This window comes from Vibrio sp. S9_S30, assembly GCF_014694455.1.
In the GTDB taxonomy this organism is placed as follows: Bacteria; Pseudomonadota; Gammaproteobacteria; order Enterobacterales; family Vibrionaceae; genus Vibrio.
Genome location: NZ_JAAUWT010000015.1, coordinates 89,018 through 116,008, shown reverse-complemented (window position 1 = coordinate 116,008; position 26,991 = coordinate 89,018). Strand labels below are relative to the sequence as shown.

Sequence of the window (26,991 nt, the reverse complement as noted above, 5' to 3'; positions counted from 1 at the left end):
TTTTTCTTCATAGCGCTGTTTAAGCTTTCTGCTTTTCTTTACAAGCTTTCCCCCATAACCAACATCGCGAGTTGTTCAAACTCCTCTTCTCTACCAGCAAAGAATTCATCAATGACGACGGCTCTCTTGGTGCCTGATTGCATTTTCTTTTTGGCTTCACGTAAGCTCAACACCAATAACAGCTCTTTACTTAAACAGCTTTCGTCATCTGCGCTCCATTGGGATATTTGCATGCTAAGCGGAGACATATCGAGAAGTGGTCGAAGTGTACGAGATTCGTCTCGAATCACGTTCAAAAGATTGGTTACTTCTTCCTCTTTAAGTTTTTGCTGAGACAGCTTCTCCAGTATGGCTTTAGAGACAGGTGGCAGGGAAACAAAGCCCGCTTGGTTTGGAAATTTATCTTGCAATCGAACAGAGAAATCGATTTGAGAAACCGTTGAACCTGGAACGAAAGTAATCGATGTTAAGCAATCAATTGGTAACCAAATTGCGCTGTCTTGTTCCACTGCATATTCGTTCCTGCCAAGCTTTACTAAAACTAACCCAGATTCGACATAAATCAGGCTGTGCTTAAGACGTTTTTTTCGAGGTGTGGTTACCAGAAATGAGTAAACTGTATTTTGATGCTCTACCGCATAATTCATAAAGGGTTTCCGGATATTGTAACTGAGGAAAAGAGTATCTTTTATTACCCTAAATGCCAATGAAAACTACGGTATTTAACGGATTAACGCGTCAGAGTTCGGTGATTTTTATCGTGATGATGGAATGACCAGTAAATTGAGGATCCTGAACCTTACACAAAATGAAAGCATGAAGAAAAGTCACGCAGTGTTCATTGGAAATTGACCCATTGTGATTTCAGTAACCTACCACCGCGCACAACAATTAAGTGGGCTGAAGTATATAATCTGGTCTGACCTTAATTGAATGAAGCATTCATTAGCTGCTTGTTTTCTCAAGTCCGCGTAGAATGTGCCGGATTTTAAAATTGACGTATAAATTAGATGACTAATAAAACGGATCCTTATAAAGAAATTCGTCCGTACAATGATGACGAGATTCCCGCCGCCATTGAACGCCTGATTAATGATGAAGAATTTATCTCTGCTATCTTAGAGCACCGCTTCAGTAACCATGCAAGTTGGTTTAAAAATACAGTAAGCCCAATGGTTAAGGTTTATCTTAAATTTAAGTGGGCTAAATTGGATTCCGTTGAAGCAATTCAGTTAGAAGTTGAAAAATATCTAAGCAAAACGCTCAATGCGACCACTGACGGCGTGACCTATTCTGGATTGGAGCAGTTGGATAAGAATACCCCTTATTTGTTCATATCCAATCACAGAGATATTGCAATGGATCCTGCATTGGTGAACTGGGGTTTGTACCACAATCAGCACAAAACGGTCCGTATTGCTATCGGCGATAACCTTTTGAAGAAACCTTGTGCCACTGAGCTAATGAAGCTGAATAAAAGCTTTATTGTCAACCGCAGCGCAAAAGCGCCTCGGGAAATGATGAAAGCACTCGGTCAGCTGTCTTCTTATATAAAGCATTCTTTAGACACCGGTAACTCGATTTGGATTGCGCAGAAAGAGGGCAGAGCGAAAGATGGGAACGACAAAACCGATCCTGCCATTCTAAAAATGCTGCATGTTGAAGGGCGAAAGCAAAAGATGCCTTTCGACGAATACATAAAGACGTTGAGAATTGTACCTGTAGCGATTTCTTACGAAAACGATCCATGTGATATTGCTAAAGCAAAAGAATTGTTTGAAAAAGCCGAGTCCGGTAGCTACGAGAAAAGTGAATTTGAAGATATTGAAAGTATCATTCAAGGAATTGTGGGGTATAAAGGCCGTGTTCATGTTAGCTTCGGCAGCGTAATTGAAGGCGGCTTTGAAACACCTGATGAATTGGCGCAGGAAATAGATGATCAGATTCATTCCATCTATAAGCTATTTCCAATCAACTATTATGCCGCTGCTGATACCGAGCATGCTGATTCCAGAGCAAAGGAATTATTGGACGGTAAACTACGAGAATTACCTGAAGGAGCGCATGATTTCCTTAAGCAGATGTACGCTAATCCAGTTGTGAACCAAGGCTAGGTTGTTCGGGCTTATTCTAAAATCATCCTGACCTAAAGTCATCTTGCTCATGATGCGCTCGCTTCCGAGTTCATCGCCATACAAGTTGGAAAAGAGCGCTATTATCTGACGTTCTTTTCCTTACTAGGTCTGATCCGTTGTAAAGCTCATGCTGCAACCATTGTGTCTCTCTTACTTAGCCCGGAATACCAACTCGCTTTCTGATGGCTCTTTTCACGTAATACTCTGCGTTGAATCCTTTCCCAGTAACCCGTTATTGGTTCGTGGTTTCGCCTTGCATTGAGTAAAAATATCTCATTAGCATAACCCAATAAGAAATTTCTATATTTTAATAGGTTAGCCAAGCTCTTATCCCGAGTTCAGCTTATCTAGCCACTGCGCCTCCAAGTTTTAGGTCTTTTGGCCAGTAGGTGATCTGGTTTCCGCCGAGGTAGATATTGCCATTAACCGTTAGCTCATCAGGCAGTTTGGTGATATTCGACCCCCCGATATATAAACTGCCTTCGACAGTTAAACGTTGTGGAAGCTCTTTTAAAGGTGTACGAATAACACTAAGGTCCCCCGTGACAATTAAGCCCGGTGGTAAGGTTTCAAGAGGGGTGTCTGTAAAGTTAAGGTAGCCACCTACTTTAACACCGGCATTCCAAGTGGTTATTTTTGAACCAAGAAAGTTGCCATACCCTTTAATATCGGTTCCTTTAGCAACAAATGAGAGTTGACTGTTTGAGGCATCCAAGCTGCCTCCAATGCTCAACCCCTTAGGCAGCTTTTCAATGGATGTTTTTGAAATATTGAGGTTTTTTTTAACCACCATTCCATCGGGTAGAGATGTGTAGTGTGTATTTCTTAAATTAACATTGCCATAAGAATCAATGTGGTTGAGCAGTTTATACGGATCCAGCGGTTTGGCGTGTACAACGCTGCTTAATAGCAACACAACAAAAAAGTATCCTGCTTTCATACGCATTCAAGATTAAACGGTGATTTTCATTTGATAGTAAGCGCAAAGTGTTGTTATGTATACCTAGCAATCTCAATATCCAGCGAGGGCATCTTAAAGAGACATTGGTATATAGGTTTGAAAACCCTGCTAAAGTTATAAATGCACTAGCGCATTCACAGTATGCTAAATCGAGGTCTTTCCTTTTTATAAATAATTTAACTATAGGGTCATTATGAGCAGACACCTTGTATTTATATTCACAATTCTCTCTGTTGGTGTTAATGCCAAAACGGTTACAACGCCAAAATCTCCAGTAATTGTTACTGATGGAACATTGTTTGAAAAAGTGTGTTATTACGAAGATAAAGCTTACACACTCGGTGCGGTGATTCAGGTAGGCGAGTTGTATTTAACCTGCGGTAAAGAGCAGGAATTCGAGTTGAATGGGGATCTAAGGTGGCTTCAATTGAAACAGGATGAGTGAAAAGTCGGGTCTTGTTTTGAGGGCGGCTAGAAAATCCGCCCTAATTGATGCTTATCGTGCTAGCGTTCGTGTCTTCAATTCAAAAATGAGTTTTTCGGCGCTGCAAGTGAATTGGAATCTTGTTTCAATACCAGCCTCGTCTTCAAGGCGTTGGCTTTCATATTTCACCTCGTTAGATACCGTATTGGCTAGATCTATGTATTTGTTTAGTTCAGATTCTAATGCCGCGAAATCACGACCAAACAAAGAAATGTTTGCCACATCGTCGCCTTCTTTGATGATGAATCCCATCTCTGCGCTGCATCCGCATGCTTCACAAACTTGATTGTCTTCTGCTTTCGTTGTCATAACGTATCCTCTTACAGTTAATGGGGGTATGTTACTCCTCTGATGCAGGTAAAACCACAGAATTTCAGCTGGTTGGGGTTAAATCATTAGATTCAACGGCCTCATAGGATAGTGTTTTGTAACGATATATTCATTTCATTTATGTGATCTTTATCACGAGGGAGTGAATCAAAATGTCGTTTTGTCGGGTCATGAAATAAGGTTGTATTGCCCAATTGAGTAATTTGTAAGAAAATCCAGTAAATCGGAATCATTTGCAATAGTGTTACTTTTAGTAAAATTCTATTGCCCGATATTTGGGTAAATCGAATAAGCGAATTTTTATCGATCTCGCTCTGTCGAGTTTACTTCTAGCAAATCACAAGTTTCGTGAACAGTGCTTCGTGAACAGTTGCTTGTATATTTTTCAATCTGTTGAGATTTGAAAAATATAGAACATAATACTATAAGTCGCTCATGCGCGAGTATGAGTGTACTTAAACATATAAAATAGAAGAGCCCTAACATGCCAAAGCGTAGTAAAGAAGATACTGAAATTACCATTCAAAAAATTATGGATGCGGTTGTAGACCAACTAATCACATTGGGCTACGACAAAATGTCTTACACCACTTTGAGTCAACAAACAGGCGTCTCTCGTACGGGTATCAGTCACCATTTCCCTAAGAAAACGGACTTCACAGCAGCACTAGATGGTCGAATCTTTAAGATGTTCGTAACACACCTAGTTCTGGATGAAGGTGTTGAGAGTTTTAAATTCAGCTGGGTTAAGGCTCTTGATAATACAGAGTTTTTGGCAATTCTTAGGTTGTTATTCCATCATGTCGTGACATCGGAAAGTGCGCACGAATTTGCTAAAGCTGGAATAGAACGTTTATATAAGATGGTAGAAGATAACTACGGTGATTCTGCTCGTGAGGATCTCGATGTGTTGTTTGGAAAAAGCTTAGTCCGTATGGCGGGCTAATCCTAAGCAGTATGTTGAAAAGAAAACCAGCCAAGTGGCTGGTTTTTGGTTTAAGAGCAGAGGCTTTTGAGCTTACATAGCTGCCGCAAAAATGGACGAAATTTCATCGTGGGTTGCTTGCTTGGGATTTGTCAGTCCACAAGCATCTTTCAGTGCGTTTTCTGCAAGCAATGGAATGTCTTCGGGTTTGGCTCCTAAAGCTTCGAGTCCTGTAGGAATACCTACATCTAAAGACAACTGTTTTATGGCATTTAGTGCAGCTTCTGCACCTTGTTCATCGGTTAAATTTGTGACGTTGACTCCCATTGCTGCTGCAACATCTTTTAATCGTTCAGGACACACCTGAGCATTATATTTTTGCACGTGCGGAAGTAATACCGCGTTACATACGCCATGTGGGAGGTCATAAAATCCACCAAGTTGATGTGCCATGGCATGAACGTAGCCCAGAGATGCATTGTTGAATGCCATGCCTGCCATAAACTGAGCGTATGCCATTTGCTCTCGGGCTTTTATATCTTCCCCTTGATTTACCGCCGTTCTTAGGTGTGCTTGGATCAGCTCTATCGCTTTGATGGCTACCGCATCGGTGATTGGCGTAGCGGCAGTAGAGACATACGCTTCTATTGCATGAGTTAATGCATCCATTCCCGTTGCGGCGGTAAGCGAAGCAGGTTTCGCAAGCATCAGTTCGGGATCATTAACAGACATAAGTGGCGTTGTGTGTTTGTCCACAATTGCCATTTTAATATGACGTTCTTCATCAGTAATGATGCAGAAACGTGTCATTTCAGAAGCTGTGCCAGCCGTAGTGTTGATGGCAATAAGTGGAACTTGCGGTTTCTCAGATTGGTCAACGCCTTCGTAATCGGCAATTTTTCCGCCATTGGCAGCAACCAGTGCAATACCTTTAGCGCAGTCATGGGGCGAACCGCCACCTAAAGAGATGACAAAGTCACACCCATTTTCTATCAATAACTCTAAGCCTTCATTTACGTTAGAAATTGTTGGATTTGGCTGGGTTCCATCATAGACAACAGTTGCAATTGCCCTGTCGGCAAGTAAATCGTTAACTTGTTTTACCACTCCGATTTGGTTTAACACTTTATCTGTTACTACTAGCCCCTTCTTAAACCCTTGAGATTGAATGCTATCAACGGCTTGAGTTAAACAACCCGCCCCCATTAGATTGACGGTAGGGATGTAAAATGCGCTTGTCATTTAGACTCTCCAATATTGTTATACATGCATCATTGCCTCTCCTTTTATTAGGAAAGGTCGTTTTGGTATATGCTCACTTTGCTTATGAAATTGGTTTGGTTTGTTGATCTGAAACAACGATTAACACCTATGTTTATTGATTTCATATTTATGTGATATGTATCGCAATGGTGATTTATTGAAGAAGGAAAGGAAGGAATGAAAAAACCGGCGAATTCGCCGGCTTACTGTTGATCTGAATACTGGGTTACGCAGTGCTTACTGATTCCTCAATTTGCTTAGCACCTCTGAGCATTGCTTGTACAAGTTCGGTGGCATCAAACTTTGTAAGGGCCTCATGGGCACCGACTTGATGCGCTCTGTCCACACAAATTTCGCTCGATAGTGAGGTATGTAGAATCCTATACGATCGGCTCAAAGCCGTATCATTTTGAATTTCAAATGCGAGCTCATACCCATCTAGCCCAGGCATTTCGATATCACTGACCAAAATATCGATTGGCTTTTGGTTAGCAGCATCTTCTTTCATTAAATTCAACGCATCTATACCGTTTTTACACACCTGATAAGGGATATTAATGCTGTCTAACGCATCAGACAGTTGCTTTCTTGCGATGCTAGAGTCGTCGACAAGAAGAATATTGAGAGGTTTTAGGCGCTCGCGTTCTATATCCGTCAGAATCGGTATACGCTGACTATCATGCTCTGGGTATATTTTGGATAACAAAAGCTCGACATCCAGCATTTGAACTATTTTGTCTTTATGGCGCGTTATGCCTGTCACGAATATATTGTTGCCTAATGTATCTGGCGTGGACTCAATCGAACGCCAATCACACTCAATAATTTTTTCAATATCACGCACCATAAAGGCAACAATTGTGCGTAAGCAATCTGTAACAATTAAATAGCTATTCTTATATTCCTCACGTGCAATAGGGCGAAACCCAATTGCGGCAGCCATATCAATCACAGGAACCGTCAACTCACGAATTGGAATGGTTCCGATTACATGAGGGTGAGAGTAGGGGATTTGTGTTGTTTGAGCATAAGGTACAATTTCTCTAACTTTCAATGTGCCAATGGCAAAGCTCTGCTGAAGTGTTAGCTTGAACATCAGCATTCCCTGAGACTGATTGGCTTTGCTTTTCATAAATAAATCCGCGTAAGTAAACTCACTTTCATTTTACAATTAATCTGACCCTTTGGCTCATTTTTTGATCAATAAAAGTGAATCTATATGTTTCGTTAGTGGCTCATTCGATGCTTTCGAATAGATGTGTATGGCTAAGTTGTGATTATACCTTAAAAGAATCAAACAATGCAGATAAACAATGTTTGAGTTACAATCCGTGCCTTTCAAACAAAGAGAGAACTTCCATGGCGAGAACGGCAGCAGCTTTACATATTTTGGTTAAGCATAAGGAGCAAGCAGAAGATATTGTTAATCAAATAAAGAAAGGCGCTAAATTTCAATCGCTTGCAAAGAAGTATTCCTCTTGTCCATCTGGAAATAAAGGTGGCGATCTTGGTGAGTTTAAGAAAGGTCAAATGGTTCCTCAATTCGACAAAGCTGTCTTTAGTGGGGAAGTGTTAACACCCATGGTGGTCAAAACCAAGTTTGGTTGGCATGTTATCAAGGTTCTTTACCGTACCTAATTTAAAAGGTCAGGCGTTGCCTGACCTTTTTTGTATGGTATGCGTTTTTTACTTTAGTAACCGTAAGCGATGCCAGGTAGCCATGTGACGATTTGCTGAAAGTTAAACACGATAGCGAGCGCGATAACTTGTAGCAAAATAAATGGAACGACACCTTTGTATATATCACCGATAGTCACGTTATCTGGAGCGACGCCCTTCATGTAGAAGAGTGCAAATCCAACTGGTGGGGTTAAAAATGATGTTTGCAAGCAAACGGCAAAAAGTACGGTAAACCAGATTAAGTCGAACCCTAGGGACGAGACGACCGGAGCAACAAGTGGAAGCACAATCAATGTGATTTCTATCCAGTCTAGGAAGAACCCTAACAAGAAAACCGCGATCAAAATGGCGATAATAATACCGCTTGGTGCCAAATCCAGATTAGTTAACGCACTTTCTATCAGCTCATCCCCGCCCAGCCCTCGAAGCACTAAAGAAAAGGCGGTTGCCCCAATAAAAAGCGCAAAGATGAAAGCAGTGGTCTTGGTGGTTTCTTCTCCAACCTCTTTTAATACGGTTTTATTGAGTGCTCCTTTAGACCAAGCGAGAAGTGTTGCACCTGCCGCGCCCACGCCAGATGCCTCTGTTGGTGTCGCGATACCAAAAAATATCGAACCAAGAACAGCAACTATAAGACCAGCTGGTGCGAGAACCGCTTTAAATACTTGTAAAATCACAAGAACGGATACGGGTTCAGCGGTGTCAGACAAAGGCGCTTTACTCGGCGCGACTAACCCAGTGAAAACGATGTAGCCCACATAAAGAGCAGCCAGCAACAAGCCTGGGAAGAGAGCGCCAAGGAACAAGTCACCAACGGAGAGACCAATTCGGTCGCCCATCATGACCAGCATAATACTTGGGGGGATCAATATGCCTAACGTTCCGGTGGCGCAAACTGTTCCACATGCGAGTGATTTGCTGTAACCCTGCTTTAGCATCAAAGGTATACCAAGGACGGACAGCAAAACCACAGCCGCTCCGATGATGCCTGTTGATGCTGCGAGTAGTAATCCCACAATGGTGACAGTAATAGCCAATCCGCCTCTGACACGGCCAAACAAGCGAACTAGATTCGTCATTAAATCTTGTGCGACACCTGAGCGATCAAGCATTAAGCCCATATAGATAAACATGGGCAGTGCGACCAATACCCAATTGTTCATAGTGTCCCATATTCTCGGTACAACAATAGATACATATTGCCAATCAATGCCGATCCATGTCTCTGCCCACGTATCTAAACCAAGCGCGATAGCGGAAAACAAAATAGACACACCGCCAAGGATCCACGCGACAGGAAATCCACTAAAAAGCAACAATATAAACGTCGCGAACATAGTAATGGCTAATATTTCATTGATTTCCATTCTCACCTCCATCCTGGGCGAATCTACCAGAAATCAGCGCAATACTAATGCGAGAAAATCGAGAGATAACAGCGATCAAAAGAAAGGCAAAGCCTACTAAAAGAATGGATTTAATAAACCATCGATAGGGAAGCCCTCCCGGTGCGGAAGAAACTTCACTGAGTTGCCAAGAGTATGCAATAAAAGGGAGTGAATAATTTAAAACAAGGACGATGAAAGGGACCAAAAGCGTAATGATGCCAATCAACTCTATCCAGCATTTCGTTTTTATAGAAAAGTGATCATAAAGAATGTCCACCCTGACATGGGAATCGGTAATAAAACAGTAGCTAAGACCCAATAGCCAGCCGGCGGAGTATAGATGCCACTGCAGTTCTTCGAATTCAACCCGGCCCTCGCCAATCAAATAGCGCATCAAAACGTTTATAACGATGATCGACATTAGAATTGGCCAAATCCAAATCATATAATCATTCACTTTACTTATTACCTTATCTAAGATGACCGATAATCGGGTCTCTGGAAGCTGGCTAAGCAGTGCCTTTTTATTGGATTCTGGGAAAGATATGGAGCTCATTCTTGGCGTCCTCTGAAAGAGTGGCGTCCATTGACGCCACTAAATAATGATTGTTCTAGTTGATTTTAGTAGTTGTTAGGTAAGTAAGCTTTTGACTTCCAAATGTCATATTCTTTAGAGAACGCCTGCTGCGATTGGTAAATTTCTTTAAAGTCTGCATCTTTAGCTGAAATTTCACTCATCACTTCATCTGTGAGCGTTTTAAGCTGTTCAAGTACATCGTCAGGTAGTTGACGAGCCGTCACGTTTTTAGCTTCAAACCCTTTTATGACAGCGCCTTGAAGGGCTTCTCCGCGTGTAAGCGCTCGAAAAGTACCGGCCGTACATGCCATATCGATCATGGCACGCTGGCTATCGGAAAGAGATTCCCAAGTTTCAGTATTCACAATTAAGTGAGAGGCAGTGAAAGTTTGGTGCCAGCCGGGGAAGTAATTATTTTTGGCAATTTTGTCAAAGCCCATCATTTGGTCGATGGCAGGCATAGAAAATTCACTCGCGTCAATGGCGCCTTTCTCTAAAGCAGGGAAAATTTCGCCTCCAGGTAAAACAGTGACGGAAGCCCCTGCTTTTTGCATGACTTTTCCACCCAGCCCAGCAAAACGAATTTTAAGCCCTTCAATGTCTTTTAAAGAGGTGATTTCTTTCTTGAACCAGCCTGCGGTTTCGGGTCCGATAACCGAGCATAAAACAGGGCGAATGTTGTGTTTCGCATACAGCTTTTCTGCTAACGCTTTGCCTTCACCATCGTACCACCAAGAAGCGTAAGCCCAGGGCTCCATTCCAAACGGAACCGCAGCAAATAGTGCGGCAGCGGGGATTTTTCCTTGGTCATATCCTAGCCAAGTGTAACCTGCATTCAGCTGCTTGTTTTTAACAGCTTCGGTGATTTCAAATGGCGGAACCAACTTCCCGGGTTCATAAATTTTGAATTGAATATCGCCGTTACTGGCTTCTTTTATTTGTTCAGCAACGTATTTGATGGGATCGCCTAATGCGGGCAAGTGCGTCCCAAATACGGCTTGAACTTTCCAGCGTACTTTACTTTCTGCGTTGGCTGGCATCCCTGCAACCGCTGCGGCAGAGATGGCAACCGCGATTCCGGTTTTCACAACGGCATTTCTTTTAATAGATAGCTTCGTTTTCATGATAAACACCTTATTTTTAACTAGGACATATTTTTAACTAGGACAGACAATTTCTGTCGGCATGTTTGATGTAATCAACCTGAAGGGTGATCTTGGTTTATGAACGTTGTTAAAACCCTAAGTCGGCTAGCAAGCTTGGCAATGAGTTGATTGCAAAGTTGGTTTGCCAAAACAGAACATCAAGGGTGTCATCTGTCCAATCGATGTAAAACATGGCTGTATAGCTATTGATATCGTTATCAATCGCGTTGTAATCATTCATATCGATGCGATAAATGGGTTGAGAAAGAAACATCAACTCTTCTTTAAGAGGGGTTGTGAAATGGCGTGTTAATCCATTGTTCACGTCTGGTAATGGGGTGAAACGTGAAGCCGATAAGTAGTAAATATCGCCATACTGTTTTGATGTTGGACCGAGAGTGTCAGCATCTTGTTGATAGTCGAGATCCGAAACAAACTCACCTTCTAAATTGAAATTCGTTACCTGCTTGGCATTTCTTTGCCATCGATTAGACGGTTTTCCTTGAGCGGCATGTTTGGACTTAATGCTATTTAAGACTGCGTTGGCAAGACCTGAAGCATCGAAAGCGGTTGCGGGGTCCCCAGTTGTAATTGCTGCTGCTGTTGCCAAGCCTCCACCAAGGCTGTGACCCGTGTAATGTATTTGATATCCAGGATATTGATTCTTGATTTCAATCGCCTTTTCTATGGCCATTGCATACTGAGCAGGAACTACGTCTTGCACCATAATGCCATTCGTCACCCAGTCGGACGTGCCTAATTCACTGCCTCGGAATGCCACGACAATTTGATTGGATTTTTTATAGATACCCGCGTAGAAACCTGAATCATAATCAACAACGTTATTCACTCTTGTCCAACCACGAGGTGAGCCGTTATTGGTATGGACAACTTCCGCAAACTCTAAATAATCTAACGCTTTGGCTGCTTGATTAATTGAAGGGGGTTGGTGGGTTTTATAGGTAGTACCAGTTGAATTGGCGGTGTTTGTGTAATTGGGAACCAATACCGATTCGATATACGCGCCTACACTGTTCGCTTCTTCTTGCGTTAGGGCGTAAGTTTGGGTCGATACAAGACCAAAACACAGTAACGTCACAACGTTATGTTTCAGTTTCATGCTCATTTCCTTAAGTCTTCTAGTTGTTTCCATTCTTCGTGATTCTCATTCCAAAAGTGGTAGGTGTTGGATATGTTTTGAGAATCACAATTGTTATATTGAGACTAATGGTCTCAATATAAACAAGGCTAATGCGTTTGAAGCACATGTTCAATAAGATTTTGAGCGACCAACAGATCAGATAGGCAGAATGAAACAAGGAATGATGGTGAGAAGACGCCCGTTACTGTAGGAAATATAAAGAAAATCTTGCAGTACGTGCGGTGTTAATTTGCGTTACAGTTCATTAACATCAATGATTAATACTGTGGATTATGTCTCATTTTATGTATGGGTATTCACCATAAAAAGTGGGTGAGGAGAAGAGTATGTAAATGAGTAACGCCAGAGATATCGACGTTACTGTTAATGAATTGTTTTTTAATTAAATCAATTTATTAAATCATATTGTGTAGGTCGATTAGTGTCCTATGCCATAAGATTTTTATGCAGTCGATGAAGCATATTATCAAGCAGCGTTTCTTTAATTGGCTTCACTAAGACGTCGTCACATCCGACGTTCATCATTGCCTCGCGGGTGGTTGCGTAGGCATCTGCTGTACACCCTATTATGATTGATTTCTTTCCCTTTATTTCTTGTGCTCGAATGAGCGTTGTTGCCTGTATACCATCCATAATGGGCATATGGTTGTCCATTAAGATAAAGGGGTAAAACGTGGTTTCAGTCAACTCTGTTGCCGCTTTACCAGTTGTTGCAAAATCGCAATCAAACCCCCGTGCTTGAAGGAATTTCTTCATGATCATGCTATTGACGCTATTGTCTTCTACAATGAGTGCTTTCATCCCGTGCGCTTGGTATTCCATGTGATTGTCTTGCGCTTGATCTGTATTTGAATGACCTAGTTGCAGCTCGACACTGGCCATAAATTGGCTGCCGCGATTTGGAGTACTGAGCAATTCAATTTTTCCAGACATGGCTTTACAAATCTGTTTTGCGATTGCGAGCCCCAGCCCCGTTCCACCGTAGTTTCGAGTTGTACTGCTTTCTGCTTGAATAAATGGGTTGAAAATGTCTGATTGTCGGTCTGGATCGATGCCTATTCCGGTGTCCGAAACCGACACGGTGAGTATAGGTTGCAGGTTTTCCGGCTTCGTACTTAAGCTCACCTTAACGGTAATACAGCCTTCAGATGTAAATTTAAGAGCATTACTCAGTAAGTTCGTTAAAACTTGCCTAATTCTTCCGCTGTCTCCGAGTAGCCATACCGTATCGTCAATTGCATGTATACACTTAAAGTCGATAGACTTCTCTTCGCAAAGTGGAGTGTATGTCGCTTTGATTTCATTGATGAGTGTTAGCAATGAGAAGTGTTCTGGGACCAACACCAATAATCCCGCCTCGATTTTTGAAAAGTCGAGCAAGTCATTGAGGAGTGACATCATATGAGAACCTGAACTGAGTAGAGTGTTGAGGTACTCTTGCTGTGTGTCCGTGAGTTCAGTTTTAGCTATTAACTGCGCAATGCCTAAAATACCGTTCATTGGAGTCCGTATTTCATGGCTAATACTGGCTAGAAAGTGAGATTTTGCCGTATTCGCTTTTTCCGCTCTATCGCGTGCTTCTTCTAGTGAAGCTTGGAGGCGTTGTTTTTCTGAAATATCTCTTTCTACCGCAATAAACCCTTCTATTGTGCCATTTTCATCTAAGACTGGGTTGATATCGATGTCTATCCAATACGGATCACCGGATTTATTGTAGTTAAGAATTTCTTCTCGTATGCCTTTACAGTGACTTACGGCTTCTCGGATGCGACACTTTGTGTTTTCGTTGGTGTTTTTGCCTTGGAGTAATTCCCCCGGTTTCTTTCCGATAACTTCATTCATTTCATATTGCGTAAGATGAGTGAAAGCGTTATTTACCCATGTGATATTTCCCTCTACATCCGTAATAATTACGATATCTTTAGCATGCTTGGCGACTTTCGCTAACCTGCGCGATTCTTGCTCTTGAATGTTAAGTTGTTTGGAATACTCAGCCAATTTCTGGCGGGACAAGGTAAGTTCTTCGAAGGGTTGAACCAGCAGTTTTCGACCAAACAAATAGGCACCAATTAAGCAAACAGCAAACGCGATCAGTGTCGTATTGATAAGGTTGTAAAGCAAAGTGCTTCTCTGTTGATTCTCAAGATCGGTATTAATGCCATACAGCAGTGTTAGACCAAATTGATTAACAGGTACCTCAAAAACGCGCCACGGGAAGGCTTGTGGTGGACGAGGGTTTACGTTGGTTTCTAACTGCTGAAGTGCGATCCATCGTTGACCGTCTTCCATTAGACCAGAAAAGAATTCTTTACTCTTAAATTCAAACTCCACCATAAATACGCCTTCAATGGAGTTATTGTAAGTAATTGGGACATACAACCAGAAAAATTGTTGCTGATTTTTTTGAACAAGAGACACAATGAACGAATCATTATTGATGAGGATTTTATTCACGTAATCCAAAGACAGTTGATCACGATACGAAAAATCTATCTCACTGAATACGAGATCACTTGCTATGTCGAACAATGCCACCTTGATCGATTCGTTGAAAATACGTTCTTTCTTTATGTGGTCAAATATTTCTTGATCGCTCACTGAGTTGCCCATCGCGGCATTGACCAAAGCAGGAGAGGAAGACAAGCGCTTAAAAGCGGTTTCTCTGTCTTTAAGGTATTGCAAAACGTATCGCTTCGCTGATACCTGCTCAATTTTGGTGGCTTCTGATTGAATGGATGTGAGGGCTATTTTACTTTGATGGTTAATCACCACGCCGCCAATCCCAGCGAATAGAATTGCCACAATAGTAATGAATAATATAAATAATTGTCTTGCCGATAGAGACTTAAGCAAACGCAAACTCCTCAACTCAGTTTAAGGTTTTTTGAATAACCGAAATGTTGTTTTCTGGATTGAATTTAGCCATGCATAAATCCGCTAATCCCAATGCTTCATGGGCATCAGGGTTTTGAACGGAAAACTCACTGAAAGGCTTATGATAAGTTTTGACTAACCCTTTTACTGGCTTATCGATCTTTTCAAGAGCCATGCGCAACTTGGATCGGTTTACCGTCATATCATCACCCAGTTCGATTTGGGACAAAGCTTGAATCAGGACTTTGGACAAATCGTAACCATGAATAAACCCTGTGGGCGCCTTGATGTCGTTAGCCGATTGAATTTCCGATGGGAATAGCTGCATTGCCTGTTTGAGTACATTGGAGGAAAAGGCCGTCTGTGATGATGATAAAAATGAAAAGCACGTTTGAATGACGTAAAGGTTTAAACGAGAGCGAACGGTATGAGGGACTTTCTCTGCAAAATCTCCTCCCGTAATTCCCCAGTGACTGACAACGGGAAGCCTTTCTTCTAGTGGAAATGAAGCCATCGCATTAACGATCTGAACACCTTCGGAGGCATTAGAAACCATTAAGATGCAATCCGCATTCTCTCGTATTATTTCTCGAATCTTAATGCGAGCGCCAGATTCGTTGATACCCCAGTTAAACCAAGTGACGTTAGGGACAGGCAGCCCAAAGCTTTTTATAGCAACGGTCATGTTTCTTTCGTTTGATTTTCCCCAAGGTGTTTCCTCTAGCAACAAATGAGGTTTTTTGCATTGTCTGTCTTTCACGGCAAAGTTTGCCATTCTTTCGCCTGCTTTTTTGTCATCGACCGAGAGCCTGAATACCCAGTTTTCTTTGCTTGGGTAGCGCGTAATTGGTGCCCCCGCCGCCCATGGGACAAGAATCAGTATGTTATTTTTATTGATGTACTCTCGGTATTTGATCAGCGGGGGCGAATGTAACCCTGCAAACATGACTAATGCATTCGGATCGTTAAGGTATGTCGTCATATTTTTTTTGCTTCGGAGCGAATTGCCTCTATGATCCAAGACAACGAAATTGACCTCTCGCCCCTGAATCGTGTTCCCCACCTCTTGAAAGGCAGTTTTAACGCCTTGCTCAATTGAGCGGGCAGATTCAATGTAGTTGGAACGATCGGCGTCAAGGTAAATATTTATAGTGGAAGTGTTGGCAAAAGCGCAAATGGGTACGAAAAGTGTTGCAATAAAACCCAGTAACCTACTTAACAATGTCATGTATAAACGCCTTACGTACATAGAAGTTTTGATTTTTCTTAGAGTATAGAAGGTATTTTTATATCAGCTCATTGAAGAACGAATCGCACACAGCAAAAATAAAAGCAGGTGCGTTAACATCTGCTTTTTTGGGGATACAGAATGTGATTTAACCGTATTCGTTCAGCTTAACTAGGGGAGCCTTTTTTTAATGCGGCATATCACTATTGGCGTTGTGTTATTTCATAAGGACTTTTTGCGTACACTGCTTACCCATTTCTTTTCCGTAAATCGCATTAAAGGGTAGAGCAATTCGACTATCCGGTCTTGATTGATAACGACTGTAAAGTTGCGGCGGTCGGTGAATATTATTCCGGGCTTTGGGAAGAGACAAAGCATTTGGTTCTGATTGAAATTGGTCATGGTATTGGTGGGGCTGTGATCGTTGACGGGAAACTTTATTCCGGTAGACACAATAATGTGGGTGAAATTGGAAGACATTCCGGACATTTCTCATCCGATTGTTGCGAATTGGATCAAACGCTCTGCTGAAAGGTTGATGCCAGCATTGTTGCTTACTCTGAGTTGGTTTGATCCCGAGTGCGTCGTTATTGGCGGCACCTCGCCGAAGGCAATAAGCGACGCATTGATCAGAGAGATGGATCTAACCGACGAGTGGAACAGCTGTTTTGATTACCCCGTTGCGGAGATAGCCTCTTCTAGAGTTGGAAAGTATTTGTAGTCTTACGGGGCAAGTATGTATCCCGTCTTTCAGACATTATCTTATCAAACATGATGCTTTCTTATTAAACACAGCGCTTTCATATCCAATATAACAAAAGACCCAATGGCAATGCTATTGGGTCTTTCTTTGGCACTTCTTTTATTTAAAGTTGAAGCACTTCAAATAGTAGGAAAAAGCACTTACGCTTTTGCTGCTTCCAAGTTTTCTGCTTTTTTCTCGTTATACATCTTGAGAAGGAAGTAGACGTTCACGCAAGCGATAAAACCGTTGGTAACGACCACAGGCATAGCATCGATCATCAAGCCATAGCTTGTGAAAAGTGCACACCCAATAAAGTTAAGTACTCGAAGCAATACGATGTCTTTCATCATGAGCGAGATTGCTACCATGATTGACGAAGCGTAACCCAAAATTTCTACAGTGCTGAATTCCATTAATTGACCCTCATAGTCTCATCGGTTTTACTGCTACCAATTCTTCTCTTCATGAGATGGTGGGGGTTATCCGTGCCCCGAATGGTCATTTTGTCTAACTATATCAAGAGCTGAATTGCTGGGGAATACAAGGTGTTAAGGAAAGTGAAAGTAAGCGATTACGCAAACGTTAAACGTAAAAAATAAATGGCTCTATACCGATTTATGTTGAGCGGATCAGTCAGTTTTGGTGCAGATATTGTTAAAGGAAAAAGAAAAACCCCTGCATGGCAGGGGTCTGAAAGCGAATATTAGATTAGGTTCAAACTAATACAGATAAGCGAGTTGGTTTATTTTTTACCTTGAGTTTGCTTGTCTGCCTCTGTGAGTTCGCGGATCTTGCGGCTGATGTCGCGGCGTACTTTAGAGATTTCTGCGCTTTTGATGATATGGTCATCAATGCGATCTTCATAATCGGCTTTCATGTTCTTAATAATAGCGACGATTTCATCAGGCTTCATTTCTGGCTTGATGTAGTCCAATAGGTTTTCTAGTAGATCAACACGCTTAGTGTTATCACGAATTTTCTTATCGTTATCTTGCAACTCACGTTTTAGTTTGTTTTTACGACGAGCTTGGTTAACGATTTCAAATACGTTGTTCATAGGATTTTTCCCCAAAATCAAAACGAGTAACTTTTTTTGATTAAAACATAATGCAGGAGCGCTTAACAGACTTTAGATCAATCCCTTGCGTCTTATGATGAAAATTTAAACATACACACTGAGAACAGTTGTGTTGAGCTCCTGAACCGCTATATCATCTTCCTAAGTATCTAAACAATTACCACGAAACTATGACACCTATCGATGAATGCAACACCAAAGAGAGCAACGCTTCCACGAGAAGTAAGCTAAGTTCTTCATATAAAGAAGGTCGTCAGTTGCAAGAAATTACTGAAATAGAACTGAGTCGAAGTAAAATAGTTGTCCTATCTTTGGATGGCATGCCACTACGAATTCCTTTGATCACTAACCATTAATTCAGGGGGCGTTATCAAAGGTAGAAATAAGAAGGAAGGTTGAATGAGCATTGAATTGAGCGCTATTGAAGCTCGTGTGATTGGCTGCTTAATTGAAAAGGAAGTGACGACGCCAGATCATTACCCGCTTACTTTAAACAGCTTAACGTCTGCGTGTAACCAGAAAAGCAATCGAGAGCCCGTGCTTTCATTGTCAGAAGGTGAGGTGCAAAATGCCTTGGACTCGTTAATACAACGCAGGCTCGTTACCGACGAAAGCAGCTTTAACTCTCGTGCGGCTAAATATCAGCATCGGTTTTGTAATACAGAATTTGGAAGTTTGAAATTTACGGCACAAGAAAAAGGCATTGTATGCTGTATGTTGCTCAGAGGAGCACAGACTCCGGGGGAACTTCGTACTCGAACAAATAGGCTTTGTTCCTTTATTGATGTCAAAGAAACAGAAAGTGTGCTGGAAGGGTTAGCTGCACGTGAAGAGGGGGCGTTAGTCGTAAAACTACCTCGTGAACCCGGAAAACGCGAATCTCGCTATCAGCACTTATTCTGTGGTGAAGTTGATATTGAGTCACAGTTTACTGTTTCAACAGAGTCTACTCACGATACCGCGAGAGTAGCAGCGCTAGAAGATGAAGTGTCTGAGCTGAAATCAGAAATTTCTGAGCTTAAGGATGCCTTAAAACAACTTCGAGCGTTAATCAATCAATGATCAGTGAAGACGCTTGGTTTGTTTACCTTGTAAGAGACAGAAATGCGTCTTTGTATTGCGGCGTTACCGACCACGTGATTCGTCGGTTTCGCCAGCATCAAATTGGAAAAGGGGCAAAATTCTTACGCGGAAAAATGCCTTTAACACTGGAGTGGTTCTATATAACAGACTCGAAGAGCACAGCGTTAAAGCTAGAATATCAAATCAAACAATTGCCAAAAGCACAGAAGGAAAGGCTCATTTCTGGTGAATCTCTTTTTACTTTCCTACCTTAACTTTCTCTTTTTTCCTTCGGTTTAACCTTTTCAAAAGGCGCTGTAGGTCACATTAAATCGCGGTTATTACTCCAGTCATACATTACAATAATCTATTGAAAGAGAGATTATCTTCATATTTTTTATGAAAATAATTGAGCTATATAAATAATAATTGGAATAGGTTATGAAAAACAAAAATGCGGTGGCTTTTGGCTTATCTTTGTTGTCGCTGTCTGTCAGTGCAGCTAATCATGTCGCCGATGGACGTGGAAATGGCATGGGTAATACTGGGATAGCGTCGGGAGAATACTTGGTTGCACCATTCTACAACCCTGCACTTGCGGCGATCAGTGAAGATTCGGACGACTTTGCAATACTGATTCCTGCTGGGGGAGTGAAAGTACGAGACACAGACAGTGCCATTGAACTCATTGATGACGTGAAAAAAACGTTTGAAAAAGTGCAGGCATCACCAAGCACTGCTCTACTTCAAGAACTAAATGGTCAGTTAGATTCCTTGTCTGGTCATAAGCCTCTTACCGTTTCTGGGAACTTGGGAATAGCAGTAGCGATACCAACTCAAGTTGTGTCGGCAAATGTGTTTTCTTCTGGCTATGTCGAAGTGATCGGGATAACAAATGTGGCGTCTAAAGTATCGGATAGTTTGAGTGATACGAGTCAAAGAGTTCAAGATACAGATGTCGATTTGGTTGCTTTTGGTTATACCGAAGTGGGGGTAGCGATAGCCAAACACATGAATGTTGGGGGACAGCAGTTCTCATTTGGTGTGACGCCCAAATTCCAAAAGCTGACGACTTATTCGCAAAGTATCAATGTTAATGACTTCAAAATAGATGAATACAATAAAGGAGAAACAACAGACTCGGCATTCAACCTAGATTTAGGTGCCGTATGGTTGTTGGGTAACCATTTTAGAGGGGCGATAGTAATTAAGGATATCCTAAAGCAATCAATAACAACTGATACAAATTTTGTCTATGAACTGTCACCTCAGATAACGGTAGGGGCAGCTTACATTTCAGAGTTCTTTACCTTAGCTGCAGATGCGGATGTAACGGCTCAAACGCGCTTCGTGGACGTGAATGACGATACACAATTTGTCCGATTCGGGGCTGAGGCAAACGCCTGGGATTGGGCTCAGTTACGATTAGGTTATGAGATCGATACCAAAAACACAGTAGATAATTCGGTCACATTTGGACTGGGCTTTAGTCCATTTGATGTTGTCAACATCGATCTTGCAGGTAGTTATGCAGGAAACAACCAATTTGGTGCATCAGGCAGTTTAGCTTTCACGTTCTAAATTCCCTTCACATTCGTTTAAAGCAACTTGGAAAATAGGACATATAAGCCAAGTTGCTTTTTATCCAATTAGTCAGCTAAAAACGAATAAAAGTGGCGCCTATTTCAAATATTATGATTTAGGTGACGCATCGTTTTACCATGTTGGATGAGCAGTTTTAACATGAGTTTTATGAATGAATGCAGAATGAAATATTCAACCTACCATTAACGCTTGGTTCTTTTTATATTTATATAAAAGTAAATACCATACGATTATATATTCATTAATGTTTTATAAATATAATATTACAAATCACTCAAAAAAATCCTGATGATATAAGTGTCATCGTAATTCAATGATGAATAATGGTTTTATTTGTCACCGCTCTTAATTTGTTTTATGAAAATAAAAATATTATCTCACTTCTTTAATTATACATTTATTTATATATGTTTGTAAGTTGTTGATATATATGATTTTGTTTCGATATTGGCATGCTAATGTTTCTAATTTGTAAACAATAGGTTTCTTGCTTATCGCTTTGTTAACATAAGTGTGTGATATTTGAGACTGTGATCTTGTTTTTAGGATAAATAAAACTTTGCGTATGGATTTATTAGGAATGTTGATTATTTTAAATAACAAGAAATAAAAACGTCATAGAATTCAATTAAATTAAAAAACAGAATCTATGAACGTATTAAACAATTTAATAACGAATCTCATTGAGACGTTGAAATAACGTCAGTTGGTTTTGACGTCTTGCGTCACGCTTGTTGTAAGAACGGAGTCATTAATGGAAAAACTCGCTTTGATCACTGGTTCCAAGGGAGGAATCGGGTCGGCTATTAGCACACAATTGGTTAGTGAGGGGTATCGTGTTATCGCGACCTACTACACTGGTAATTATCAATGTGCAAAGAAATGGTTCGATGAGAAGCAATTCACTGAAGAGCAAGTCTTGCTCTTGGAACTTGACGTAACGAACACTGCAGAATGCAGGGAAAGGCTTGAGAAAGTTCTCATAGAAGAAGGTACACCAGATGTTGTTATTAACAACGCTGGAATTACCAGAGATGGAGTCTTCAAAAAAATGTCGGCTGACAGTTGGTTTGAAGTCATTAATACCAACTTAAACAGTCTATTCAATGTTACCCAACCTCTTTTTTCCGCTATGTGCGAGAAAGGCGGTGGGCGAATTATCAATATTTCCTCAGTAAACGGTCTAAAAGGTCAGTTTGGACAAGCTAACTACGCGGCTGCTAAAGCCGGGATGATTGGTTTTTCTAAATCACTGGCTGCCGAAGGTGCACGTTCGGGCGTTACAGTTAACGTTGTTGCTCCTGGTTACACAGCGACACCTATGGTTACGGCTATTAGAGAAGACGTACTTGAGTCCATTAAAAGTGGCATCCCAATGAAGAGACTCGCAACGCCAGAAGAGATCGCAAAAGCGGTCAGCTATCTAGCAAGCGATGCAGCTGCCTATATTACCGGCGAAACATTGTCGGTGAATGGCGGTATGTACATGAGTTAACTTCAAATTTATTAAGGATTCTACAATGGAAAAAGTTTATATCGTCGGCGCAAAGCGTACTGCTATTGGCGCGTTTGGTGGCACTCTGAAAGATGTACCCGCTGGTGAACTAGGTGCGGTTGCAATCAAAGGGGCTCTAGAAGCGGCGAATGTTCAACCTGCTGACGTAGATGAAGTGATTGTCGGAAACGTCGTGGGTGCAGGGCAAGGCATGAGCATAGGTCGTCAAGCTGCCATTTTTGCTGGTGTACCTGAAACTGTACCAGCATACACACTGAATATGGTCTGTGGCAGTGGCATGAAAACGTTGATGGATGCCGCTTCACATATCCGCAGTGGTGATGCAGAAGTAGTGGTTGCTGCTGGCGTTGAAGTCATGTCGCAAATTCCTTTTGCTGCCCCAACAAGCTTACGCCAAGGGCACAAAATGGGCGATCTCAATTTCAAAGATCTGCTTGTATCAGATGGCTTAACCGATTTTTTCAATCAGTATCATATGGGTGTGACGGCTGAAAATATAGCCAAAGAAGTCGGTTTAACTCGCGAAACTCAAGATGAATACGCACTGTCGAGCCAGCAAAAAGCGGTTGCTGCGATAGAAGCAGGGAAATTCAAGCAAGAAATTGTGCCTGTTGAAGTGAAGAGCCGCCGAGAAACGATCATATTTGATACCGATGAATACCCCAAAGCGGATGCAAGCCTAGCTGGTTTGCAAAAGCTACGACCTGCCTTCGATAGAGAAGGTACGGTAACGGCGGGCAACGCATCTGGCATTAACGATGGTGCAAGTGCGCTCGTCGTAGCCTCTGAGTCCGCAGTAAAGCGTTTGAATCTAACGCCTCTTTGCGAGTTGGTTTCCTATGCTCAGACAGGTTTGGATCCAAAAGTAATGGGATTGGGACCTGTTAAAGCCGTGACATCCGCTCTAAGCAAAGCCGAACTTTCTATCTCAGATGTGGATGTGTTTGAGCTCAATGAGGCGTTTGCCGCGCAAGCATTGGGTGTCGTTTATCAACTGGCTGACCATCATGAAGTAGAAAAAGAAGCAATTCTTTCAAAAGCTAACCTGAATGGCGGCGCAATTGCACTAGGTCACCCTTTAGGGGCATCTGGAAACCGAATCATTGTATCTCTAATTCATGAGATGGAGCGTCAGGGCAGTAGTTCCGGTGTTGCATCACTATGTATTGGCGGTGGAATGGGAACTGCCGTGGTACTTAGACGCAGTTAAAGGCTGTTTTACTCATTGAGGCTATTGCCTCAAATGATTTGAAATCGATTCACTCAATGGAAATTTGTTTATCAGGAGAGACATCATGTACACAGATATTTTTAAAGTATTCACTGACCAAACTGAAAAAACGTTTGAACCTTACACAAAGTTCAACAAACTGATCACGAAAAACGCTGAAGTAGTGACCGAACTACACCTAAACGCTTTGCGCGCATACAGTGAGTTAGGTCTTTCTCAGCTGAAAGCCGCAAGTGAAGTAAGAGATGTCACGTCTTTAGCTTCATTCAGCAACCAGCAATTGTCTGTACTTACGCGTCTTTCTCAGCAACTAACAGAAGACAGCAATAAACTGCAATCCATTGCAACTGAATTCAAAGATGATGTTGAGAGTATTACTACAGAAAATCTGAAAGCTTCTACTCCAGCTTAAGATGATGGCGCCACCCTACTGGGTGGCGTTTTCTTGATCCGATGAAAGGGTTTTATCATGTTTCAAAACTTCTTATCGGACTACCTTGTTAAGCTCCAAGAGAGCAACCAGCAATGGTGGAAAGATCTTGAGCAAGGCAAGGCAGCCGTAAATACCCCTCTAAGCAAGGCAATGCAAGAAATCAGCCTTGAAGATACCGCAGAATTACTAGAAAAAGCCGCTCAACAACCAGCTGCATTGCTGGAAGTTCAAACTAAATGGTGGGAGCAGCAGCTAGAAATTTGGCAAAAAGTCGCACTTCAAGCCAATAAAGATTCGGTCATAGAATCTGAAAAAGGCGATAAACGTTTTCAAGACAAAGCTTGGCAAGAAGACGCTTTTTATAACTTCATTAAACAATCTTACCTATTGTTCAGTCGTACCTACATGGACACGATTAACGCAGTTGAAGGGTTAGATGAGAAAACGAAAGAAAGATTGAATTTCTTTTCTCGTCAGACAATTAATGCGATGTCACCAAGTAATTTTATTGCGACTAATCCAGAGTTACTTAAACTGACGATGGAGAAAAATGGCGAAAACTTGGTAACTGGTCTTCAGCACTTCAGAGAAGATGTTGAAGCAAGTGCGGACATTCTTAAAATCCGCATGACCAATACGGACTCATTCCAGATCGGTGAGCACGTTGCAAATACGAAAGGGGAAGTGGTTTTCCAAAATGAGCTATTTGAGCTCATTCAATATCGCCCTCTTACAAAGCAAGTCAATGCAACACCTCTATTGATTGTTCCGCCGTTCATCAATAAATACTACATTCTTGACCTAAGAGAGAAAAACTCATTGGTGAGGTGGTTGCTAGAACAAGGTCATGCCGTATTTATGATGTCTTGGCGCAATCCGGGACCATCACAGGCAAAAATTGAGTTTGGTGATTATGTAACCGAGGGAGTAGTAAAAGCAGTAAATGCCATTGAATCGATTACTGGTCAGGAGCAAATTAATGCTGCTGGGTATTGTATTGGTGGAACGGTATTGGCTTCTACTGTTGCTTACTATGCTGCGAAAAGAATGAAAAAGCGCATTAAATCCGCGTCTTTCTTCACGACGTTACTAGATTTCTCACAGCCTGGGGAAGTTGGTGCGTACATAAATGACACTGTCATTCGAGCGATTGAAGTCCAGAACAATTTACAAGGTTACATGGATGGGCGTTCACTCAGCGTAACATTCAGTTTATTGCGTGAAAACAGCCTATACTGGAACTACTACGTTGATAACTACTTAAAGGGTAATAGCCCTGTAGATTTTGACTTACTGTACTGGAACAGTGACAGCACCAATGTGGCAGCCAATACACACAACTTCCTTCTTCGTCAGCTTTATTTAGAGAATAAGCTTGTGAAAGACAAAGGTGTGAAAATCGGCGGCGTATGGATTGATCTCAAGAAAATCCGTATCCCGAGCTACTTTATTTCTACGAAAGACGATCATATCGCTCTGTGGCAAGGTACTTATTGTGGCGCTCTTAACACCGGAGGCAACAAGACATTTGTTCTTGGTGAGTCGGGTCATATCGCCGGAATTGTTAACCACCCTGATAAGGAAAAGTACGGTTATTGGACAAACGATAATCTTGAGGAGACAGCTGAAGAGTGGATGACGAATGCTGAGCACCATAATGGCTCTTGGTGGTTGCATTGGGATAAATGGCTGTCGCGCTTCAACCCAGAAGAGCAGCGAGAACCATTTAGTATAGGTAACGAAGACTACCCAGTCTTGGGGTCCGCTCCTGGAAACTATGTAAAACAAACGTTGCCAGTAATTGAAGATATAGTGAAAAAGAAAGAAGCGGAAACCGCCTAATATTGCTCGAAGCACAAATACTAACAACACAGTTGGCTAATACAAAAACTCCCACAAAAGTGGGAGTTTTCTTTTCATACATAACGGTCTTAGTAAGCTAAAGGTATCGATTAATTCACTTCTTTATCTTTCCCAAACGATAGTAGCCATAAAGACACAGCAGCTACGCCTAAAAAACCGCTAATGATGATGACTGGCATTGCAGAGTAGCCTAATACGTACCAGATAATTGATTCTAAATTACTCATTGAAACCTCCTTATTGCCAGCCTTCTACGCCATGCATATCAGGTAATTTGTGCGCGATGCCCTTATGGCAATCAACACATGTTTTTTCACCAGAGGCCAAAGCTGAAGAATGCTGCTTGGCACTTCTTGCACTTTGTTCGGAGAAATCCATAAAATCAAATTCGTGACAATTGCGACATTCTAAAGAATCGTTTTTCTTTAATCGCGACCACTCCCTTTCAGCAAGGTAGGCGCGGCGGTCTTGGAATTTCTCTGGGGTGTCTATGGTTTTTAATACAAAGTGAGCAAACAGCTCTTTAGATGCTTGAACTTTGCGAACAATTTTATCGCTCCATTCATGGGGAACGTGGCAATCCGAACAGATCGCGCGAACGCCAGAACGATTAGAGTAGTGAATCGTTTCCTGTATTTCAGCAACGATAGGAGCGTGACAGCCAGAACAGAACTCTTCTGAGTTTGTGGCTTCCATACCCGTGTTGAAGGCTCCCCAGAAGAGTAAACCTCCTGCAAACCCCATAAAAAGCACAACCCCAACGGCTGCCTTGCTAGGGCTTGTTAGTCTCTTCCAAAACGCTTTTAGTATATTCATAATTCGCCTCTTATGGAGTGACCAATCACTTATTTAGTGAGTCGACACTCTTAAACTCGTTTTCTACAAGCGGCTTTGCGTTTGCTTGAGGGACATGACATTGCAGACAAAAGTAACGTCTTGGTGACATGTCTGCTAACACAGCATCTTCACGGTTTACGTAGTGGGTTACACTCACTTTCGTGGCTCCCATTTCTTTTGCGTTTTTCCAACTGTGGCAAGCAAGGCATTTATTTGCGTTCAAAGACACTTCATAACCACGAATGTTATGAGGAATCAGTGGCGGTTGATAAACATAGCTACTATCCAGTACCTGTTCACGTGGGTATTTTTTAAAATCATCTGCAGGGCGAGTGGCTTCCAGCTCGCTTGCGCCGCGAAGCGATTCTACGCCACCAATTCCACCTGGATTTTCAAGTTCAGCAATCGCTGCTCCACTTAAAACTGCACCCACCGACAGCAGTGTTAACATGAGTTTTTTCATTATAAA

General features: G+C 41.8%; 29 protein-coding genes. 13 read left to right on the top strand and 16 right to left on the bottom strand.

The genetic code is table 11. From position 1 onward, the window contains the following. Window positions 1-38: 38 nt before the first annotated feature. Window positions 39-647, bottom strand: coding sequence for an AraC family transcriptional regulator (locus tag HC752_RS17670; protein WP_190336494.1), 609 nt, complete (start codon window positions 645-647; stop codon window positions 39-41). Window positions 648-1,010: 363 nt separating this feature from the next. On the opposite strand from HC752_RS17670, the gene HC752_RS17665 reads away from it, so the two are divergent. Next, window positions 1,011-2,114: a 1-acyl-sn-glycerol-3-phosphate acyltransferase gene (locus tag HC752_RS17665; RefSeq protein ID WP_190336493.1), complete on the top strand. Its 1,104-nt coding sequence runs from the start codon at window positions 1,011-1,013 to the stop codon at window positions 2,112-2,114. 364 nt (window positions 2,115-2,478) lie between these two features. Here the strand turns inward: HC752_RS17665 and HC752_RS17660 are convergent, their stop codons facing one another. Next, complete coding sequence (locus HC752_RS17660; RefSeq protein ID WP_446751447.1) at window positions 2,479-3,075, bottom strand: hypothetical protein; 597 nt, start codon at window positions 3,073-3,075, stop codon at window positions 2,479-2,481. Between the two features lie 214 nt (window positions 3,076-3,289). Between HC752_RS17660 and HC752_RS17655 the strand changes: the two genes are divergently transcribed. After that, window positions 3,290-3,541 carry a YnjH family protein gene (locus tag HC752_RS17655; RefSeq protein WP_190336491.1) on the top strand — a complete coding sequence of 84 codons (252 nt, stop codon included), beginning with the start codon at window positions 3,290-3,292 and terminating at the stop codon, window positions 3,539-3,541. Between the two features lie 51 nt (window positions 3,542-3,592). Here the strand turns inward: HC752_RS17655 and HC752_RS17650 are convergent, their stop codons facing one another. After that, window positions 3,593-3,889, bottom strand: coding sequence for a YfcZ/YiiS family protein (locus HC752_RS17650; RefSeq protein WP_190336490.1), 297 nt, complete (start codon window positions 3,887-3,889; stop codon window positions 3,593-3,595). Window positions 3,890-4,394: 505 nt separating this feature from the next. Here HC752_RS17650 and HC752_RS17645 point away from each other — a divergent pair. Beyond that, a complete protein-coding gene (locus tag HC752_RS17645) occupies window positions 4,395-4,856 on the top strand; it encodes a TetR family transcriptional regulator (RefSeq protein WP_190336489.1) in 462 nt (153 codons plus the stop codon). A gap of 72 nt (window positions 4,857-4,928) precedes the next feature. On the opposite strand, the gene yiaY is transcribed toward HC752_RS17645, so the two are convergent. Then, window positions 4,929-6,077 carry an L-threonine dehydrogenase gene (gene yiaY, locus HC752_RS17640; protein WP_190336488.1) on the bottom strand — a complete coding sequence of 383 codons (1,149 nt, stop codon included), beginning with the start codon at window positions 6,075-6,077 and terminating at the stop codon, window positions 4,929-4,931. A 247-nt stretch (window positions 6,078-6,324) separates the two neighbouring features. Beyond that, window positions 6,325-7,230, bottom strand: coding sequence for a chemotaxis protein (locus tag HC752_RS17635; RefSeq protein WP_190336487.1), 906 nt, complete (start codon window positions 7,228-7,230; stop codon window positions 6,325-6,327). 227 nt (window positions 7,231-7,457) lie between these two features. Between HC752_RS17635 and ppiC the strand changes: the two genes are divergently transcribed. Further along, window positions 7,458-7,736, top strand: coding sequence for a peptidylprolyl isomerase PpiC (ppiC, locus tag HC752_RS17630; RefSeq protein WP_190336519.1), 279 nt, complete (start codon window positions 7,458-7,460; stop codon window positions 7,734-7,736). A gap of 53 nt (window positions 7,737-7,789) precedes the next feature. Here the strand turns inward: ppiC and HC752_RS17625 are convergent, their stop codons facing one another. The 6 genes from HC752_RS17625 to HC752_RS17600 all read right to left on the bottom strand — a co-directional run bounded on the left by HC752_RS17625 (window position 7,790) and on the right by HC752_RS17600 (window position 16,152). Then, window positions 7,790-9,145: a TRAP transporter large permease gene (locus tag HC752_RS17625; RefSeq protein WP_190336486.1), complete on the bottom strand. Its 1,356-nt coding sequence runs from the start codon at window positions 9,143-9,145 to the stop codon at window positions 7,790-7,792. Next, entirely contained in the window at window positions 9,132-9,722 is a 591-nt protein-coding gene (locus HC752_RS17620; protein ID WP_190336485.1) for a TRAP transporter small permease subunit, read from the bottom strand. Before HC752_RS17620 ends, HC752_RS17625 begins: the two co-directional genes overlap by 14 nt. Window positions 9,723-9,787: 65 nt before the next feature. Next, entirely contained in the window at window positions 9,788-10,867 is a 1,080-nt protein-coding gene (locus tag HC752_RS17615; protein WP_190336484.1) for a TRAP transporter substrate-binding protein, read from the bottom strand. Between the two features lie 109 nt (window positions 10,868-10,976). After that, window positions 10,977-12,008: a lipase family protein gene (locus tag HC752_RS17610; RefSeq protein WP_190336483.1), complete on the bottom strand. Its 1,032-nt coding sequence runs from the start codon at window positions 12,006-12,008 to the stop codon at window positions 10,977-10,979. A 468-nt stretch (window positions 12,009-12,476) separates the two neighbouring features. Then, on the bottom strand, window positions 12,477-14,903 hold the full coding sequence (locus tag HC752_RS17605; RefSeq protein ID WP_190336482.1) for a PAS domain-containing hybrid sensor histidine kinase/response regulator: 2,427 nt from the start codon (window positions 14,901-14,903) through the stop codon (window positions 12,477-12,479). 16 nt (window positions 14,904-14,919) lie between these two features. Further along, window positions 14,920-16,152, bottom strand: a complete 1,233-nt coding sequence (locus HC752_RS17600) for an ABC transporter substrate-binding protein (RefSeq protein ID WP_190336481.1) — start codon at window positions 16,150-16,152, stop codon at window positions 14,920-14,922. Between the two features lie 306 nt (window positions 16,153-16,458). On the opposite strand from HC752_RS17600, the gene HC752_RS24830 reads away from it, so the two are divergent. Together HC752_RS24830 and HC752_RS17595 are read left to right on the top strand one after the other, a co-directional pair. Then, complete coding sequence (locus HC752_RS24830; protein ID WP_238930548.1) at window positions 16,459-16,683, top strand: ROK family protein; 225 nt, start codon at window positions 16,459-16,461, stop codon at window positions 16,681-16,683. Then, window positions 16,577-16,873 (top strand): hypothetical protein, encoded by a 297-nt coding sequence (locus HC752_RS17595; protein ID WP_238930551.1) that lies wholly within the window; start codon window positions 16,577-16,579, stop codon window positions 16,871-16,873. Before HC752_RS24830 ends, HC752_RS17595 begins: the two co-directional genes overlap by 107 nt. A 182-nt stretch (window positions 16,874-17,055) precedes the next feature. Here HC752_RS17595 and HC752_RS17590 read toward each other — a convergent pair whose 3' ends face one another. Further along, on the bottom strand, window positions 17,056-17,310 hold the full coding sequence (locus tag HC752_RS17590) for a YgjV family protein (RefSeq protein WP_190336480.1): 255 nt from the start codon (window positions 17,308-17,310) through the stop codon (window positions 17,056-17,058). Window positions 17,311-17,639: 329 nt separating this feature from the next. Then, the gene (locus HC752_RS17585) at window positions 17,640-17,954 is read right to left on the bottom strand and encodes a DUF496 family protein (protein WP_190336479.1); all 315 of its coding nucleotides are present in this window, start codon (window positions 17,952-17,954) and stop codon (window positions 17,640-17,642) included. A gap of 420 nt (window positions 17,955-18,374) precedes the next feature. Here HC752_RS17585 and HC752_RS17580 point away from each other — a divergent pair, with 420 nt between their 5' ends. From HC752_RS17580 to phaC, 7 genes are all read left to right on the top strand, one after another. Further along, on the top strand, window positions 18,375-19,037 hold the full coding sequence (locus HC752_RS17580; RefSeq protein ID WP_190336478.1) for a YceH family protein: 663 nt from the start codon (window positions 18,375-18,377) through the stop codon (window positions 19,035-19,037). Then, a complete protein-coding gene (locus HC752_RS17575; protein ID WP_190336477.1) occupies window positions 19,034-19,312 on the top strand; it encodes a GIY-YIG nuclease family protein in 279 nt (92 codons plus the stop codon). The genes HC752_RS17580 and HC752_RS17575 overlap by 4 nt, the downstream gene beginning before the upstream one ends. A 166-nt stretch (window positions 19,313-19,478) precedes the next feature. Further along, entirely contained in the window at window positions 19,479-20,618 is a 1,140-nt protein-coding gene (locus HC752_RS17570) for a conjugal transfer protein TraF (RefSeq protein ID WP_190336476.1), read from the top strand. Between the two features lie 778 nt (window positions 20,619-21,396). Then, window positions 21,397-22,137, top strand: coding sequence for an SDR family oxidoreductase (locus HC752_RS17565; protein ID WP_190336475.1), 741 nt, complete (start codon window positions 21,397-21,399; stop codon window positions 22,135-22,137). 25 nt (window positions 22,138-22,162) lie between these two features. Further along, window positions 22,163-23,368 carry an acetyl-CoA C-acetyltransferase gene (locus tag HC752_RS17560; RefSeq protein ID WP_190336474.1) on the top strand — a complete coding sequence of 402 codons (1,206 nt, stop codon included), beginning with the start codon at window positions 22,163-22,165 and terminating at the stop codon, window positions 23,366-23,368. 85 nt (window positions 23,369-23,453) lie between these two features. Then, window positions 23,454-23,801 (top strand): phasin family protein, encoded by a 348-nt coding sequence (locus HC752_RS17555; RefSeq protein WP_190336473.1) that lies wholly within the window; start codon window positions 23,454-23,456, stop codon window positions 23,799-23,801. Between the two features lie 57 nt (window positions 23,802-23,858). Continuing rightward, window positions 23,859-25,664 (top strand): class I poly(R)-hydroxyalkanoic acid synthase, encoded by a 1,806-nt coding sequence (gene phaC, locus HC752_RS17550; RefSeq protein WP_190336472.1) that lies wholly within the window; start codon window positions 23,859-23,861, stop codon window positions 25,662-25,664. A 110-nt stretch (window positions 25,665-25,774) separates the two neighbouring features. Here phaC and HC752_RS17545 read toward each other — a convergent pair whose 3' ends face one another. From HC752_RS17545 to HC752_RS17535, 3 genes are read right to left on the bottom strand one after another with little or no spacing between them, the layout of a single operon-like run. After that, the gene (locus HC752_RS17545; RefSeq protein WP_190336471.1) at window positions 25,775-25,912 is read right to left on the bottom strand and encodes a TIGR02808 family protein; all 138 of its coding nucleotides are present in this window, start codon (window positions 25,910-25,912) and stop codon (window positions 25,775-25,777) included. Window positions 25,913-25,922: 10 nt separating this feature from the next. Beyond that, window positions 25,923-26,501 carry a NapC/NirT family cytochrome c gene (locus HC752_RS17540; protein WP_190336470.1) on the bottom strand — a complete coding sequence of 193 codons (579 nt, stop codon included), beginning with the start codon at window positions 26,499-26,501 and terminating at the stop codon, window positions 25,923-25,925. Between the two features lie 25 nt (window positions 26,502-26,526). Next, entirely contained in the window at window positions 26,527-26,985 is a 459-nt protein-coding gene (locus HC752_RS17535) for a nitrate reductase cytochrome c-type subunit (RefSeq protein ID WP_190336469.1), read from the bottom strand. Window positions 26,986-26,991: the final 6 nt, after the last annotated feature.